General features: G+C 67.6%; 16 protein-coding genes and 2 pseudogenes. 6 read left to right on the top strand and 12 right to left on the bottom strand.

The genetic code is table 11. The features are described from left to right. Nucleotides 1-17: 17 nt before the first annotated feature. The 6 genes from AC5Y4T_RS25635 to AC5Y4T_RS25610 form a co-directional block, all read right to left on the bottom strand. Nucleotides 18-212, bottom strand: a complete 195-nt coding sequence (locus tag AC5Y4T_RS25635) for a hypothetical protein (protein WP_499920908.1) — start codon at nt 210-212, stop codon at nt 18-20. Nucleotides 213-235: 23 nt separating this feature from the next. Continuing rightward, nucleotides 236-1270: an HAD-IIA family hydrolase gene (locus AC5Y4T_RS25630; RefSeq protein ID WP_499956089.1), complete on the bottom strand. Its 1035-nt coding sequence runs from the start codon at nt 1268-1270 to the stop codon at nt 236-238. Beyond that, nucleotides 1270-2070, bottom strand: coding sequence for a tetratricopeptide repeat protein (locus tag AC5Y4T_RS25625; RefSeq protein WP_499956087.1), 801 nt, complete (start codon nt 2068-2070; stop codon nt 1270-1272). Before AC5Y4T_RS25625 ends, AC5Y4T_RS25630 begins: the two co-directional genes overlap by 1 nt. Nucleotides 2071-2098: 28 nt before the next feature. Then, nucleotides 2099-2455 (bottom strand): DUF732 domain-containing protein, encoded by a 357-nt coding sequence (locus tag AC5Y4T_RS25620; protein WP_499920902.1) that lies wholly within the window; start codon nt 2453-2455, stop codon nt 2099-2101. Between the two features lie 97 nt (nt 2456-2552). Next, complete coding sequence (gene tyrS / locus AC5Y4T_RS25615; protein WP_499956085.1) at nt 2553-3824, bottom strand: tyrosine--tRNA ligase; 1272 nt, start codon at nt 3822-3824, stop codon at nt 2553-2555. 33 nt (nt 3825-3857) lie between these two features. Next, nucleotides 3858-4502: a DNA-3-methyladenine glycosylase gene (locus AC5Y4T_RS25610; RefSeq protein WP_499956083.1), complete on the bottom strand. Its 645-nt coding sequence runs from the start codon at nt 4500-4502 to the stop codon at nt 3858-3860. Between the two features lie 110 nt (nt 4503-4612). On the opposite strand from AC5Y4T_RS25610, the gene AC5Y4T_RS25605 reads away from it, so the two are divergent. The 4 genes from AC5Y4T_RS25605 to AC5Y4T_RS25590 all read left to right on the top strand — a co-directional run bounded on the left by AC5Y4T_RS25605 (nt 4613) and on the right by AC5Y4T_RS25590 (nt 8160). After that, nucleotides 4613-5890, top strand: coding sequence for an ammonium transporter (locus AC5Y4T_RS25605; protein WP_499956081.1), 1278 nt, complete (start codon nt 4613-4615; stop codon nt 5888-5890). A gap of 74 nt (nt 5891-5964) precedes the next feature. Next, nucleotides 5965-6729 (top strand): ABC transporter ATP-binding protein, encoded by a 765-nt coding sequence (locus AC5Y4T_RS25600; protein ID WP_499956079.1) that lies wholly within the window; start codon nt 5965-5967, stop codon nt 6727-6729. Further along, nucleotides 6663-7481: an ABC transporter permease gene (locus tag AC5Y4T_RS25595; protein WP_499920893.1), complete on the top strand. Its 819-nt coding sequence runs from the start codon at nt 6663-6665 to the stop codon at nt 7479-7481. Before AC5Y4T_RS25600 ends, AC5Y4T_RS25595 begins: the two co-directional genes overlap by 67 nt. Nucleotides 7482-7536: 55 nt before the next feature. Beyond that, on the top strand, nt 7537-8160 hold the full coding sequence (locus AC5Y4T_RS25590; protein ID WP_499956077.1) for a TetR/AcrR family transcriptional regulator: 624 nt from the start codon (nt 7537-7539) through the stop codon (nt 8158-8160). Here the strand turns inward: AC5Y4T_RS25590 and AC5Y4T_RS25585 are convergent. The 3 genes and pseudogenes from AC5Y4T_RS25585 to AC5Y4T_RS25575 all read right to left on the bottom strand — a co-directional run. Next, nucleotides 8126-8341: a Trm112 family protein gene (locus tag AC5Y4T_RS25585; RefSeq protein ID WP_499956075.1), complete on the bottom strand. Its 216-nt coding sequence runs from the start codon at nt 8339-8341 to the stop codon at nt 8126-8128. The genes AC5Y4T_RS25590 and AC5Y4T_RS25585 overlap by 35 nt on opposite strands. Beyond that, nucleotides 8338-11361, bottom strand: coding sequence for an acyl-CoA synthetase (locus AC5Y4T_RS25580; protein WP_499956073.1), 3024 nt, complete (start codon nt 11359-11361; stop codon nt 8338-8340). The genes AC5Y4T_RS25585 and AC5Y4T_RS25580 overlap by 4 nt, the downstream gene beginning before the upstream one ends. Before the next feature lie 135 nt (nt 11362-11496). Next, a pseudogene (locus tag AC5Y4T_RS25575) lies at nt 11497-11856 on the bottom strand (hypothetical protein); the annotation flags it as partial. 165 nt (nt 11857-12021) lie between these two features. On the opposite strand from AC5Y4T_RS25575, the gene AC5Y4T_RS25570 reads away from it, so the two are divergent. Further along, complete coding sequence (locus tag AC5Y4T_RS25570) at nt 12022-12768, top strand: hypothetical protein (protein ID WP_499956071.1); 747 nt, start codon at nt 12022-12024, stop codon at nt 12766-12768. A 73-nt stretch (nt 12769-12841) separates the two neighbouring features. Here AC5Y4T_RS25570 and AC5Y4T_RS25565 read toward each other — a convergent pair whose 3' ends face one another. Continuing rightward, nucleotides 12842-13546 (bottom strand): hypothetical protein, encoded by a 705-nt coding sequence (locus AC5Y4T_RS25565; RefSeq protein ID WP_499956069.1) that lies wholly within the window; start codon nt 13544-13546, stop codon nt 12842-12844. Nucleotides 13547-13627: 81 nt separating this feature from the next. After that, on the bottom strand, nt 13628-13930 hold the full coding sequence (locus tag AC5Y4T_RS25560) for a hypothetical protein (protein WP_499956067.1): 303 nt from the start codon (nt 13928-13930) through the stop codon (nt 13628-13630). 412 nt (nt 13931-14342) lie between these two features. Here AC5Y4T_RS25560 and AC5Y4T_RS25555 point away from each other — a divergent pair, with 412 nt between their 5' ends. Next, a complete protein-coding gene (locus tag AC5Y4T_RS25555; RefSeq protein ID WP_499956065.1) occupies nt 14343-14717 on the top strand; it encodes a DUF732 domain-containing protein in 375 nt (124 codons plus the stop codon). Between the two features lie 22 nt (nt 14718-14739). Here the strand turns inward: AC5Y4T_RS25555 and AC5Y4T_RS25550 are convergent. Next, nucleotides 14740-15129: pseudogene (locus tag AC5Y4T_RS25550) on the bottom strand (DUF222 domain-containing protein); the annotation flags it as partial. Nucleotides 15130-15235: the final 106 nt, after the last annotated feature.

Here is a 15235-nt window from a genome sequence, read left to right as displayed (position 1 = left end):
TCGCGACATCCGCGCACTCAGCCCTTCTCCGCCGACTCCAGCGCGGCCAGCAGCACGTCATGCGCCTCGGACAGGCGGCGTGCTATTTCTTCCAGCTCGTCGAGCTGGCGTTCCAGGGGCACCTGCTCGGGGTCTTCGCCGTCCCCGGGCTGGGGCAGCCGCGCGAGCAGGGCGTCGATTTCGGCGCGAATCTCGTCGGGATCGATAGTCATCGCGTTCCTACGCTAGTCACCCGTTAGTCCGTGTGCACCAAAGACCAGCGCCCCAGCGCGGCGCGCGCCCGGTCGTCGGCGGCCTCGATGCGCACCTCGCCTGAGTCGGAATCGGGGCGCGCGTACACCGCGGCGGCGACCGCGCGAACGATCGACAGGCCATCCCCGTCGTCGTCCGCCCCGTCGGCACTGACCGTGATCTGCGCGTCCGCGGCCTCGACCCGCCAGCCCGACTGCGGCCCGACCGCGAGCCGCCCGGCGTCGGTGTGCAGCGAGCGCAGGTCGTTCCCGATAAAGGTGGGACGTTGGGCGGGCTTGGCGTAAACCGCGTCCCGCGCGGAATTGACCCCGGTGAGCACCATCAGGCTGGGCAGCTCGGCGGCGTTGGCGCCCTCGATGTCGGTGTCGAGCCGGTCCCCGACCACCAAGGGAGCGCGAAAGTCGCCGCGGGCCGCGGCATCTCGCAGCAGTCCGGGCGCCGGCTTGCCGGCGACCTCGGGCTCGCCGCCGGTGGCCGCCCGCAGCGCGGCCACGAACGATCCGTTGCCGGGCAACAGCCCGCGCTCGGTGGGCAGCGTCAGGTCGACGTTGGACGCCACCCACAGCGCCCCGTCCCGGATGGCCAGCGCGGCCTCGGCCAGCTCCGGCCACCCGATGGTCTGCGACAGACCCTGCACGACCGCGGCCGGGCCGTCGTCGTAGCTGCGCACCGCGCGCAGCCCGACCGCCGTGATCTCGTCGGCCAGGGCCTCGGTGCCCACGATCAGCACCGGTGAGTCGGGCGGCAACCGGTCGGCCAGCAGCCGCGCCGCGCTTTGGGCGCTGGTGGCGACGTCGTCGGCGACGGCGGTGAAGCCCAGCTCGGTCAGGTGCGCGGCGACCTCGTCGGCGCTGCGCGACGCGTTGTTGGTGACGAAGTAGGCGCGGCCGCGCACCTGCGCCAGCGCCTGCACCGCGCCCTCGGTGGGACGACGGCCGCGAAACATCGTGCCGTCCAGGTCTATCAGCAGGCAGTCATATTGCTGCGCAAGGGTTTTGGCGTGATCTGAGCCGGTCATCAGCCGAGTTCACTGACCCGGTCTTCGGCGTCGGTGACGCCGTCGACGTCCGCGGCAGCGGAGTGCAGGAACCACTGCAGCGCTTCGTCGCCGCGGCCGAGCGCCAGCAGGGTGTCCGCGTACGCGTAGAACAGCCGCGCGGCCGTCGTACCGGTGCGGGCCGGGTCCAGTTGCGGCGTGGACAAGATGGTGAGCGCCTGCTCGAGCTGGCCGAGGTCCGCGCGCGCCCCGGCCGCGACGATGCGCAACTCGTCGGCGTCGTCACCGCTGAGCTCGGCGGCCTCTGGCCCGCGCGCGAGTTCGATCGCCCGCTCCGGGCGACCAAGTCCCCGTTCGCAATCGGCGATCAGCGCCAGCAGCGAGGACTTGCTGCCCATCCTGCGGGCCGCGCGCAACTCGGCGAGCGCCTGGGCCCAGTCGCCGCAGTGATAGGCGGCGATGCCGACCGCTTCGCGAATGGTGGCGATCCGGCTGGACCGGGCGCGCGCGGCCCGGGCGTGGCGCAAGGCGGCCTCCGGGTCTTCGTCGAGCAGCTCGCCCGCGGCCACCAGGTGGCGCGCGACGGCGTCCGCGGTCGCGCGGTCCAGCGTGCTCAGGTCGCGCCGGATCTCGGGCGCCAGCTGCTTGGCTTCCACGCCGGGCGGTATCGGCGGCCCGTCCTGCGGCGCGCGATCGGCCTGTGCCTCCCCGCGTCCGGCGGCCTGCGGCTGGGCCGGGCGCGCGCGGCCCGGACCCGACCAGCCGTTGGACGCCGGCCGCCCCCGCCGTTCGCCGCGCTGTCGTTGCCTGTCGTCGACCACGCAGCCGAGAATACGGGCAGCCCGCCGCCTAGCTTTGCGGCCGGTTACCCACCAGCGGCGCGATCAGCGCCGGGCAGTAGGTCGCGATCGCGACGATGGTGAACCGGCCCGCCATCTCGTAGGACATTCCGTTGCCCTCGGCCATCTTGGCGGTCACCTCGTCGAACGATCCGCCGGGCTCGAACAGCATCGGGCACACCGACTGCCCCATCGCCGTGGTGCCGGTCGGCTGGGTATAGGAAACTCCGGCATTCGTCAGCGCCGACAGGAATGCATTGCTCACCACGTCTGCGCGGATCGGCGCCGACAACGCCAGCGCCACCAGGCCGGTGCTCACCCCCAGTATCGGCAGACCGGTCAACCGCACACGCGTCGCGAAAAGCACCGTGACAACAGTGGTCCCCGTGGGTCACGTCGAGGACACGGTGCGGTAAAGATTCGTGCACGCACGCGTTTCGCGCGGCCCATCCGCCCCGGTCCGGCTAAAGCTTTTCGACCCCGGCGACGGTGCGCTTGCCGCGGCGCAGCACCAGCCATTTGCCGTGCAGGAAGTCCGTCGGCCGCGGCGCCCACTCCTCGCTGTCGACGCGGACGTTGTTCACCGAGACGCCGCCCTCACCGATGGTGCGGCGCGCGGCCTTGCGGCTCTCGGACAGCCCGCTGGCGACCAACAGGTCGACGATCCCGTCGGGCGCACCGGGTTTGAGTTCGGCGACCGGGGTTTCGCGTAGCGCCGCCGCCAGCGTGCCCTCGTCCAGGCGGTCGAGTTCGCCCTGCCCGAACAGCGCCCGGCTGGCGTGCTCGACGGCGTCTGTGGCCGTCTCGCCGTGCACCAGCACGGTCAGTTCGCGGGCCAGGCGCCGTTGTGCGGCGCGCTGCTGCGGGCGCTCGGCCGTCACCTGTTCCAGCTCGCCGAGCTCGTCGGCCGTCAAGAAGGTGAACCAGCGCAGGTACCGGATCACGTCGGCGTCGGCGGTGTTGAAGAAGTACTGGTACCAGGCATACGGCGTGGTCAGCGCCGGGTCCAGCCACAGGCTGCCGCCCCCGGTGGACTTGCCGAACTTGGTGCCGTCGGCGGCGGTCACCAGTGGCACCGTGAGCGCGTGGACCGAGGCGCTCAGCTGCTGGCGCACCAACCGCACGCCGGCGATGATGTTGCCCCACTGATCGGAGCCGCCGATCTGCAGGGTGCAGCCGTAGCGGCGGTGCAACTCGACGTAGTCGTTGGCCTGGAGGAGCATGTAGCTGAACTCGGTGTAGGAGATGCCGTCGCCGTCGAGACGCCGGCGGACGGTGTCGCGGTCCAGCATCACGTTGACCGAGAAGTGCTTGCCGATGTCACGCAGGAACTCGATCGCCGACAGCGGGCGGGTCCAGTCCAGATTGTTGACGACGACTGCGCCTGTCGGCGACTCGTCGAAGTCGACGAAGCGTTGCAGCTGCCCGCCGATCCGCTCGGTCCATTCCGCGACGGTGTCGGCCTCGTTGAGGGTGCGCTCGCCGATGTCGCGCGGGTCGCCGATCATGCCGGTGGCCCCTCCGGCGAGCACGATCGGGCGATGGCCGGCGCGCTGGAACCGGCGCAGCGCCAGCAGCGGCACCAGGTGCCCGGCGTGCAGGCTCGGCGCGGTGGGGTCGAAGCCGGCGTACACGGTCAGCGGCCCGCGCCGGGCTTCGGCGGTCAGCGCATCGAGGTCGGTGGACTGCGCGATCAGGCCGCGCCAGCCCAGCTCGTCGATGATCATCTCGCCCATGATCCAAGATCCTTCCACCCGGGAACCGTCCGGCTAGTCGCTGGCGCCCGGGGCCGGCGCGCGGGGGCTGCGGCGATACGCCGAAACCTCCGGGCGGCCGGGCAGCCACAGCCGCCAGGGCCGGTCGGCGGCCTGGCTGACGCCGACGCGCGGGCCGGCCGTCGCGGTCAGCGGTTCGTGCAGTTCGAGGGTCACCGGGCTGTTGCGCGCGAAGAGGTCAATGCCGTTGTCGTCCATGGTGATTCCCATGGCAGAGCATAGGTTGCCGGGGCCGCGCGCCAGGGCGGCGGTGCGCACCAGCTCGCCGCGACGGGCGCGCGCGACGTCGGTGCCGTCGTCGATGGCCGCGGCGCGCAGCAACACCGCCGCGGCGGTGCCGTCGGGTCCGCAGGAGACGTTGGCGCAGACGTGGATGCCGTGGCTGCGGTAGGTGTACAGCCGCCCGGGGGGCCCGAACATCACGAAGTTGCGGGCGCGCAACCCCTTGTACGAGTGTGCGGCGGCGTCGGGCCAGGGACCGTCGGGAACTCCCCCATAGGCCTCGACCTCGACGACCGTCCCGCTCACGCCCCGCGCGGTGAGGGTGGCGCCCAACAGCCGGCGCGCGGCCTCGACCGGGTCGACTAACAGCCGCGCAGCAGCCGTGCCTTGGCGAAAGCGTCCTCGAGCCCCGGCCACATCAGATCCTGAATCCTCTTTTCTTGAACCCAACGAACCTACCGGCAGGCCGAACGTGGCAGTATCCCGGTGTCCCGTGACCCCAGGGGCCGCGAGAAGGAGCCCACCTCATGCATGCGATCGATCCCGCCGCCACGGCGTGGCTGTTGGCCAGCACCGCGCTGGTTCTGCTGATGACCCCCGGCCTGGCGATCTTCTACGGCGGCATGGTCCGCACCACCGGTGTGCTGAACATGATGATGATGAGCTTCATCTCCATACCGCTGGTGACGGTGGCCTGGCTGCTGGTCGGCTACACCATTGCGTTCTCCGAGGACGGGGTCAGCGGACTCGCCGGCAACCTCAGGCATTTCGGGATGCTCGGCATCACCCCCGGCACCGTCCACGGCACTGTCCCCGAACTGCTGTATGCCACCTTCCAGCTGACGTTCGCGATCATCACGGCCGCCCTGGTCAGCGGCGCGATCGCCGACCGCGCCAAGTTCGCCGCCTGGATGGTCTTCGTCCCGCTGTGGGCGATCGCCGTGTATTCGATTGTCGCGCACTGGGTCTGGGGCCCCGGCGGCTGGCTGGCCAAGCTGGGCGTCCTCGACTATGCGGGCGGGCTCGTCGTCGAGATCGTCTCCGGGTCTTCGGCACTGGCGCTGGCGCTGGTGCTCGGGCCGCGCATCGGGTTCAAGAAGGACGCGATGCGGCCGCACAACCTGCCTTTGCTGTTCGTCGGTGTCGGGCTGCTGTGGTTCGGCTGGTTCGGTTTCAACGCCGGTTCCGCCTTGGCCGCCAACGGAACCGCCGCGGCCATCTTCCTCAACACGCTGGTCGCCGGGTGCCTGGGCATGCTGGGCTGGCTCTCGGTCGAACAGATCCGCGACGGCCGGCCCACCACTTTCGGTGCGGCGTCGGGTGTGGTCGCCGGCCTGGTCGCCATCACGCCGTCCTGCGGGACGGTCAACACGCTGGGCGCGACGGTCGTCGGGCTGGCGGCGGGCATCGTGTGCGCGTTCGCGGTGGGGGCGAAACTGCGCTTCAATTATGACGATTCGCTCGACGTCGTCGGCGTGCACTTCGTCGGCGGCGTGGTCGGAGTGTCATTGATCGGCCTGTTCGCGACGGCGGTCATGACGGCGGGCCCGCAGGGCCTGTTCTACGGGGGCGGCTTCGGCCAGCTGGGCAAGCAGGCGCTGGCGATCGGCGTCGTCGCGCTTTACGCGTTCGCCATGACGTTCGTGTTGGGCAAGGTCATCGACCGGCTGATGGGTTTCCGGGTCAGCGCCGAAGACGAGACCACCGGCGTCGACCTCACGCAGCACGCCGAGACCGCCTACGCCGAGGGCGTGCACGGCCACCTGCCGCAGCGCCGCCCCGCCACCGGCGAGCGGTTCAACTAGCACACCGGCGCCGCGCCGTCTCTATCTCGATCTCGCCCTTGACAACCCCGCACGACCGGACGATTATTCATCGCATGATGAGTTCATCGCATGATGAATTAATTCCCGGTCCGGTGGAGCCGGCGGTGCGCATCGAGCACCTGCGTGTTGTCCGCGGAAAACGCCCAGCGCTGCATGACTTCTCGGTGCAGATCGCCGGGGGCAGCATCACCGGCCTGCTCGGCCCGTCCGGCTGCGGCAAGACCACGCTCATCCGCTGCATTGTCGGCACGCAGATCATCACGTCCGGCGCGGTCAGCGTGCTCGGCAGGCCGGCCGGCTCCCCCGAACTGCGCCACCGCATCGGTTACCTGCCGCAGGACCCGACCATCTACCACGACCTGCGGATCGTGGACAACGTGCGCTATTTCGCGGCGCTGTACGGCTTCGACGGCCAGGCCGCCGATGCCGCCATCGACCGAGTCGGATTGACCGATCACCGAACTTCCTTGTGCGCCAACCTGTCCGGCGGTCAACGCACCCGGGTTTCGCTGGCGTGCGCTCTGGTCTGCCAGCCCGACCTGCTGGTGCTGGACGAGCCGACCGTGGGCCTGGACCCGGTGCTGCGCGCGGACCTCTGGGAGCAGTTCGCCGAGCTGGCTCGCACCGGGACCACGCTGCTGGTCTCCAGCCATGTGATGGACGAAGCCGACCACTGCGGCGACCTGCTGCTGATGCGCGACGGCCGGTTGGTCGCCCACACCACCCCGACCCAACTGCGAGAGGACACCGGATGCACGTCACTGGAGGACGCGTTTCTGTCCATCATCAAGCGCAGCACCATGCGCGAAGCGGGCTGAGCCTGCGCGGCTACACCGCGACAACCGCACGAATCCTGCGCCAGCTGGTCGCCGACCATCGCAGCGTCGCGATGATCCTGTTCGTGCCCGTCCTGGTGATCAGCCTGATGTACTTCATGTTCCAGAACGCCCCGCACCGCCCCGGCACGCCGACCCCGTTCAACAACGCCTGCCTGATCCTGCTCGGGCTGTTCCCACTGTTCGTGATGTTCATCATCACCGCGATCACCATGCAGCGCGAACGGGCCTCCGGCACGCTGGAGCGCATTCTGACCACGCCGCTGCGCCGCCTGGACCTGCTGATCGCCTACGGCACCGCCTTCTCCATCGCGGCTGCGGCGCAAGCGATTCTGGCGTGCCTCGTGTCGTTCTGGCTGCTGGGTTTCGACACCGCCGGCAGCCCGGCGTGGGTGTTCGTCATCGCGATCGTCAACGCCGTGCTGGGAGTCGGCCTGGGCCTGTTGTGTAGTGCGTTCGCCCGCACCGAGTTTCAGGCCGTGCAGTTCATCCCGTTGGTGATGGTGCCGCAGCTGCTGCTGGCCGGCATCATCGTGCCGCGCGCGCTGATGCCACACTGGCTGCAATGGATCAGCAATGTGCTGCCGGCCAGCTACGCGCTGGAGGCCCTGCAGCAGGTCGGTGCGCACCCGGAGCTGACGTTCATCGCGGTGCGCGACATCGTCGTGGTGCTGGGCTTCGCCCTGGCGGCGCTGTGCCTGGCCGCGGCGACACTGCGGCGACGGACACCCTAGTGGCGATGGCAAGCGCGGCGCTGCCGGGCGCTGCGGGTCGCCACGGAGGGTCCACGTGACGACCACCAATGCCGGGCGCCGGCGGCGGGGGCGGCCGGCCGGAAACTCCGACACCCGCGACCGTATTCTCGAAAAGGCACGGGAGCTATTCGCGCGCAACGGGATTCGCAATACCTCGATTCGCGCGGTGGCCGCCGCGGCGGGAGTGGATTCGGCGTTGGTGCATCACTATTTCGGCACCAAGCAGAAGCTGTTCGCCGCGGCCGTGCACATCCCGATCGACCCGATGGCCGTCATCGGCCCGTTACGCGAGGTGCCCATCGAGGAGCTCGGCTACCGGATTCCGTCAACGTTGTTGTCGCTGTGGGACTCCGAGGTTGGTGCGGCGTTCATCGCGACGCTGCGGTCGATTTTGGCCGGTTCGGAGTCCAAGCTGTTCCGGACGTTCATCGAGGACGTGATCGGCGTGGAAGTCGGCTCCCGAGTGGACAATCCACCGGGCAGCGGAACCATCCGGATCCAGTTCGTCGCGTCACAGCTGGTCGGCGTGGTGATGGCGCGCTACATCCTGCAACTGGAGCCGTTCACATCGCTAGCGCCCGAGCACATCGCACAAACCGTCGCACCGAACCTGCAGCGCTACCTCACCGGGGATCTGCCGGACGGCCTTGTGCCATGAGCCGGACGTGCTCGTCGTCGCCGACATCGCGCGCCTCGTCGATGAGCAGCACCGGGATGCCGTCCTCGATGCGATAGGCGCGCCGCAACCGCGGGTTGTAGAGCAATTCGGACCCGACCAGCACCAACGGTCCCCGGTCGTCCGGGCACACCAGGATGCTCAGCAGCGCGTCATCGATCATGATTGCGCTCCACTCAGCTCGGAACGGGCTCCACTGGTCATGCGGCGGTACTGGTTGGCGCCGGCATCGAAGCACCACACCTGACGCCCGGCCTTCGGAATCCCGGCCGCCCGTAGGGCGCTGACCGTCGGCCGGAACGTCGCGCTCAGGTTCATCTCCGGCACCACACACACGATGTCGGGACCCAGGCCGATCGGAAGCTTGGCGAACGCCTCGGTCAGGTCGGCCGCGGTGATGGAGGCCCCCGGCAACAGCGTGACCGCCGACGCCGCCACCTCGTGATCGCCCACCGGCACGTTGTAGGTCACCGCGAGGTCGACGCCGTTGATGCAACCCAGCGCGTCGGTGACCGGCTCGGCGAAGACCAGGCCGCGCGCGGTGCGCACCACCGAGCCGCGCCGGCCCGCCAGCCAGAAGTCGCCGTCGTCGTCGCGATAAAAGAGGTACTCGGTCGAGATCCAGGTGTCGCCGGCGGCGAAGACGCCGCGCTTGACCGACGCGCTCGGATCGACCGGGCCGTTGGACGCGGCGAGCAGGACGCCGACCTCGTTGGGTTCGGCGATCTGCACGAAGCCCCGCTCGTTCTCCAGGATCAGGTCGTGCTCGACGTCGTAGGCGCCCAACTCGATTCGCCCGGCACCCGGCAGCGGGCGGCCCTTGCTGCCGACCTTGGCGCCGGACACGTTGGCCAGCACCGCCTGCCCGTCGGTGGTGGCGAAGAACTCGACGACGTGAGCGGGCGCAAACGCCTCGACGACGCGCCCCCACAGGCCGGTTGGCATGCCGGAACCGATGAACAGCCGCACCGGGTGATTGCCCTGCAGAACGAATGCGGGATCGTCGACGATCTCGCGAAGCATGGCCCACGTGTAGGACACCACGGTGACGCCGTACTGGCGCACCTCTTGGACGAATCGGTCCCGGTCCAGGCCGCGCGACAGCGCGATGCGGGTGCCGCCGACGACTGCGCCGCCCAGGCTGACCAGCAGAGCCGACTCGTGGTGCAGCGGCGTCAGGCAATAGACGGTGTCGCGGCGGTCCAGGGCGGCCGTCGAGGCGGTGCCGAAGGCGGACACCGCCCAGCGGTAGTTGGTGATCTGCTTGGCCACCAGCTCGCCGCCCGCCGCGCTGAACGCGATGAACGCCAGATCCCGGGCCAGCCCCGGGTTGGGGCGGTACCACCCGGGCAGCTCGACGGCATCCGGGTCGATCTGCTCCATGTCGATGACGTCGGAGTCGTCGGGCAGGTGCAGGTCGCGCGACTCGCCGCCGCCGAGAACCAGCACCTGGCGAAGCCCCTGGTCGGACCCGCGCACCGCGTCGAGGTTGGCGGGGTCGGTGAGCAGCTCGGTCACTCCCCCGAGCCGCACCGAGGCGGCGAGGTCGGCGTCGGGCCGCATCACCACCGCGATGGCGCCGAGCCGGGACAACGCGGCGATGGCCACGAGCGCGCTGGGCCGGGTCTCCATCAGCACGCCGACCCGGTCTCCCTGCCGCACGCCGACCTCGATCAGTCCGCGAACGACGTTGTTGACGCGCCGGTTCACCGCCTCGTAGGTGTGCACGCGGCCGTCGAACAAGAGGAATTCGCCCTGGGGCGCGTTGTGAGCCTGTTCTTCGATGATTCGGCCCAGCGAAATCCGGGTGTGGTCGTTGATCTGGCCCAGGCGGACCAGTCGCGGAATGGTCCTGGCCGTCTCGACGGCCAGGGTGCGCACCGACTTGTTGGCCGCGACGACGGTGGTTGCGGCTCCGCGCACCAGCCCCAGCGCCGCCTCGGAGACTTCGCCGACCCCGTGCGCGACCCGGGAGCTCAACGCGACGCCGCTGTCGGTGTGCTCCTCGGGCTGATCGGCCATCAGGTCGATGCTGTCGGGTTTGTCGCCACCGACGGACAGCCACTTCACCCATTCGGCCACCGTCGGCCAACTCTGTTGCGCCGCTTTGGATCCGACGACCAAACCGAAATGACCTGTGCGGATGGTGGATTCGTACACTTCGGCGTCCGGCGCCGCCCGCCGGATACCGCGCACCGATGCCGGCTGCCCGATGTCGTCCACCTCGCCGACGAAGGCCAGTACCGGGCAGGTGATGTCGGTGAGGGTGACCATTTGGCCGTTGACGGCGAACCCGCCCGTCATCATCCGATTGTGGGCGATGAACTGCTTGAGCAGTTCGGAGATGGCCGGGCCCGACCAGGCGATCCAGCCCTCGCGCTCGAGGAAGCGGCGCTGCTGCTCGCGCGGAAGCAGCGCCTCCCGGTCGTGCAGCTGGCGCACGAAGTCGACGCGCGCCTTGGCGGTCTTGAGCGGGTCGAGCATCTGGAAGCCGGTCCGCGCCATCCAGCTCGGGATGGCCAGCCGGCTGAAGACGTGGTCGGCCATGAAGTTGGCGGCCGGCGCGGCGAAGTTCGCCGGGATACCCATGGGCAGCGCGGCCAGGGTGTCGACCGGCGAACCGAAGGTGACGATGCTGGCCAGGCTTTTCGAACGCCGGTAGGCGGCCACTTGGTAGCACCACATGCCACCCTGCGAATAGCCCACCAGATGGATGTCGCTGCCGGTGGTGTCCCTGACCGTGTCGATGGCCTGGCTGAGCGCGACGATGTGGTCGGCCAGGGTGCGACGCATGCCCCCTTCGACCTTGTCGGGTTCGCCGAAGTCGATGACCCAGGGGTCAAGCCCGCGGGCGTGCAGGATTCCCACGGCGCCTTCGTCGCGCGTGACGTCCCACATGTCCGCAGACATCATCATCGGGTGCACCATCAGCACCGGCGGCCCGACGGACGACTGGCCACCGCGGCTGTCCGGCGGGAAATACCGCCGGAGCTTGTACATCGGCACGCTCTCGACGATCTGCGACGGCGACGGGACACTGCCGGTTTCCAGGCCCCCCAGTCGCAAGACTTCCAGCCCGTTCTGCGCTGTAGCGATCAGCCGCTCGACCGGTCGTGTGACCATCGAAAAATTGAGATCCACTGCTGCTCCCTGAGTGTTGACAGCTTGGACATCATGGCACATCAGGCCAGCTAGAAGGGCAGTGGTTCCCCAAACGGGCAGCCGATCAGATCGATGGTCGACCCCGTTCCGCGCCGTTTAGGGCCGCGGCGTCGGCTGCGTGCCACCCAACGATGTGAGAACCTGCCCGGTACTCCGTTAGAACGGTGGCGGGTCGTCGGGCCCGTAGGCGCTGGGCCAGGTGGAGTTCACCGTGGGGCCGGCCCGGGACAGTCGTGCGTCGCGGTTACGGCGCCGTTCGGTGGCGATGCGTGTGGCGCGGTTTTGGGCGCGGGTGGTGCGACGTTTGGGCATCATGGCGGTGCGCTCGGCGCAGTAATCGGGCGCCACGTCGGCTTCGGCGGCCGGTATCGCGCCGGTGGCCAGGCACAGGCTGGGAAACAGCAGCGCGCTGCCCGGAGTGGTGACATACGTGTGTCCGGCCGGCGAGGTCAAGATCAGCGTGCCGTCGGGCAGCTGCTGGTCGCGCCAGCCCCAAAACGTTTTCACCAAATGATGTCATCGACTGGCTAAAGAACACTCTGCTTCGCTCCCCCGCATGCTGCCCTGGGGATGGAATCGGGCCATCGGTCGTTGTCGGCGGAACACGAGGAGCAAGGCGCAGCGCGGGTGCCGCAGAAAATAGTTTGCGCCCTTAAACAACGACGGGCCAAACTGCTTGCCGTGGGAATTCAGCAGCATCGGGCCGCGATGGTCGCGTGGGTGCAGACCACGGGTCAGCAGTGGGTGACCTCCTACCACACCCCGAGGCCTGGGAGCGACTTGGCTGTGGACGATGCGTCGGGCCAGCGCCCCTATGTCGTCTCGGAAGTCGCGGCCTACGGCGTTGCCACCGCAATCGATCATCTTGGATCGGTCGTCGACGCACTGGTGTCTGGTCAGCCGTTCCGGCATCATGCGCACTTCACCACACTGCGAACGGCATTGCTGGCTTCGGCGCGGGTGCGCTGGATGCTGGAACCTGATAACAGCGATGATCGTCGCCTGCGCTGCTTACAAATCAATTTCCAGAATTTGCAGGAACAGCGAAAAGCTTTCAATGGCTTCGCTGGTAGCCATCTTCAACCATCAGAGGAACAGTCGAGGCTGGCCGCAATCGCAAAGTTGGACGCCGACATTGCGTCGTTTGCATCGCAAGCAGGCGCATTAGGCGTGCAGAACCTGACAGCACCGAAGGACACGGTGGCGATGCTCCGTGACCACTTGGTGGACGCGAACACCTGGTTTGGATCAGCAGTATTAGGTCTGTGGCGTATGGGGTCTGCCGCTGCGCACGGATACCACTGGGTTCAAACCGGCCGGTCTAACCCTGGCACATTCGATGAAGCGCAGTTCGACGCGGCGTGCGCCGGTGCATTCGTGTTCGTGACCACGGCCCAGGAACTGTACGACAAAAGAGCGGGCACATGACGCCCGCTAACGAACGGCTTGCGCCCCGGGTAACCGGCGCGCCCGTACCAGAAAGCCCAAAGACTCAGTCGCCTCAATCGAATTGCTGGAACGGCTGCCGACTCCCCACGCGCCGCCACTTTGTGCCCCGGGCGTCCGTGAAGCTGAAGCTCACGTATTCCGACACAGGTTCACTCAAAGGCAGCCGACTGTCCGGCCGAAGATGAACGGTCGATCCCTTGGGCGGAAGGACAGGCACGGGGTCAGGCGGGGTTTTGTAAGCAGGGGGTTGCCCCAGCTGTATTGGAAGCATTTGCTCGAAGGAAGTGTTCCAGGCGCCCTTTGGCGATCGGCGGTCGATGTTGAGGTTGAAGATTGGTTCCTGACTGTGATTTCGGATGACTACCAACCGGTCCTCGGTTGGTGTCACGTTGTACACGCCTAACGGCGGCGGGGTGGGTTCCACGATGATCAGTTGTGCCTGTTTCGCCAGTTGATCGCGCCGTTCAGCCTGTTCGGATTCCCATTCCCTGCGGCCGATTTGCAAGGTGCCGAACGCGGCCAGAACCCCTGCTGCGGCGATCAAGGTGCCAGCGGCGGAAATCCACTCGGGCACGGTACCCAGGGCGATGCGCCAGCCCATGCGGTGCAGCATCGCGGTCTGAACACACACCACCACGGCGAGGATTACAACCGAAACCCAAAGCGCGATAGCAAGTATGCGTGCGTGGCGCTTACACCACGGTCGCACGGCGGCGATGGTCAGCTTGTCTGCATGACGATTTCGTCCTTCGCTCACGGATTAACATTCTGGGGCGTAGCTACACCGAGCCACGCGGGAACACGCCCAGACTGGCGGTGTCGCCGGACCTGTTGGCTCCTACGTGAAGCACAGACCGGTATAGGTTGCTGCCTCGCGTACCGCACCCACTTGTGTGTAGGGATTGATACCAAGTCGAACGGCGAGGTCGGCCACCGTCCCAGGCCGGAAGGGTCCGCACACATCGTCGTATGCGGCGGCGAGGATGGTCTGCCGATCTGCCGTGGTGCCGGTCTGTTGTTGCACGATTTGGACAAACCGATTCTCAACATCTGGGGGTGCAGCGTTTGCCTTCGGAACCAATACGATTCCCGCTGCTGCAAGGGCCGCCCCAAATCCGAAAAGAACGGGGGCAAGCATCATTCTCTCCGATCCGCGCCTTATTCGGTGTGTGTTAAACGAACCCAGTTCCGACGCTGTCCCGAATGCAGCCAACAAATTAACGCTACGCCGACGGGACACCGACGCACCAGAAAAGTTAAACGAGACGTCAAGCCGGGCGTTGGCCTTCATTCAACCGGTGCGCCCAGATCGCGGCTGCGATCAGGCGTGGTGGCATGGACTGCCTGGACAGGCCAGAGTTATTCTTCCGCGATCCGCGATGAAGGTTACGACCCCGACGACCCCAGAGTGTTCGCGGCTCCAGACCCAGGGTGCGCGCCGTACTGGCCGAATCAGCGAGGACGCCTCTGAGGGCAAATTTTACAAATTCCGATGTGAGTAATTCGGCAGGCGTCTAGGCTGTAGTCGACGATTCGGGCGCGTCATCACAGCGATGTCACCAAACAGGGGATTTTGGATCATGTTGGTCCGGGTCGTAGTCATCAAGGCTTCGCAGGCTGCATCGTTCGCGGCGCTAGTGGGACTGGCCCTGATACTGGCTCCCGCTGTGGCACATGCCGACGAGGACACGTTCCTATCGGACATGGAAGCTGCCGGCTTGCATAACAGCGACGGCAATGGCGCGGAAATCGCTGTGGGACACGAAGTTTGCGGACGGGTTGCTGCTGGTGCTACACCAGCGCAAGTCGCCGAATTCCTGTGGCACAACAGTCAGATGACCGAACAGGCTTCGGTTGCGTTCGTCGAGATTTCAATCCGCGACCTGTGCCCCGATGTCGTACCTGGTGGCAGCGGGACAAATACGTGATCGATGCCCAGCTCGGACGGATCTGAAACATCAGGTAGCCGATATCCCCGGCCGCGAACACCGCGCCCACTTTCGGCAACCGCTCACGCATCGCGCGGGCATACCGCACCCGGCTGGCGGCCAGACCCTGACTGATCCGCAACGCCGCGGCCACCTCGGCAGCGACCGCCTCCTGGGTGTCGATCGCCCACTCCTCGGTTTCTGAGCACCGCGACAACCGGTAGGCGAACAACTTCCCGATCGCGACCAACTGGGCGGCCGCGGCCCGATTCTCCGCCCGCGCCGACACGCAAATCTCATCCACCAACCCCACGGACTCCGGCGTCCGCGACGGACACTGCCGCTCGCCAAGGTCGTCAAACCAGGCCATCACCTCCGGCGACGACCCGACACCCGCCCTTGATTCGAACATACGTTCGATACTACCACGGTCTACTGACTCAAACTATTTGGCAGGGTCGCGGCTTGTGGATAAATGCCGCCCAGGCTGAGAGGTTGAGGACATGGTTCGGTCGCGG

The organism is Mycobacterium sp. NGS11, assembly GCF_059813315.1.
This window is presented reverse-complemented; position numbering and strand designations above follow the sequence as displayed.

Excerpts from the sequence above, each read along its gene's own strand:
- AC5Y4T_RS25635 (WP_499920908.1), bottom strand. The coding sequence starts at position 212 with ATGACTATCGATCCCGACGAGATTCGCGCCGAAATCGACGCCCTGCTC.
- AC5Y4T_RS25630 (WP_499956089.1), bottom strand. The coding sequence starts at position 1,270 with ATGACCGGCTCAGATCACGCCAAAACCCTTGCGCAGCAATATGACTGC.
- tyrS (WP_499956085.1), bottom strand. The coding sequence starts at position 3,824 with ATGGGCGAGATGATCATCGACGAGCTGGGCTGGCGCGGCCTGATCGCG.
- AC5Y4T_RS25605 (WP_499956081.1), top strand. The coding sequence starts at position 4,613 with ATGCATGCGATCGATCCCGCCGCCACGGCGTGGCTGTTGGCCAGCACC.
- AC5Y4T_RS25600 (WP_499956079.1), top strand. The coding sequence starts at position 5,965 with ATGATGAGTTCATCGCATGATGAATTAATTCCCGGTCCGGTGGAGCCG.
- AC5Y4T_RS25595 (WP_499920893.1), top strand. The coding sequence starts at position 6,663 with ATGCACGTCACTGGAGGACGCGTTTCTGTCCATCATCAAGCGCAGCAC.
- AC5Y4T_RS25585 (WP_499956075.1), bottom strand. The coding sequence starts at position 8,341 with ATGATCGATGACGCGCTGCTGAGCATCCTGGTGTGCCCGGACGACCGG.
- AC5Y4T_RS25580 (WP_499956073.1), bottom strand. The coding sequence starts at position 11,361 with ATGTGCCATGATGTCCAAGCTGTCAACACTCAGGGAGCAGCAGTGGAT.
- AC5Y4T_RS25560 (WP_499956067.1), bottom strand. The coding sequence starts at position 13,930 with ATGATGCTTGCCCCCGTTCTTTTCGGATTTGGGGCGGCCCTTGCAGCA.
- AC5Y4T_RS25555 (WP_499956065.1), top strand. The coding sequence starts at position 14,343 with ATGTCACCAAACAGGGGATTTTGGATCATGTTGGTCCGGGTCGTAGTC.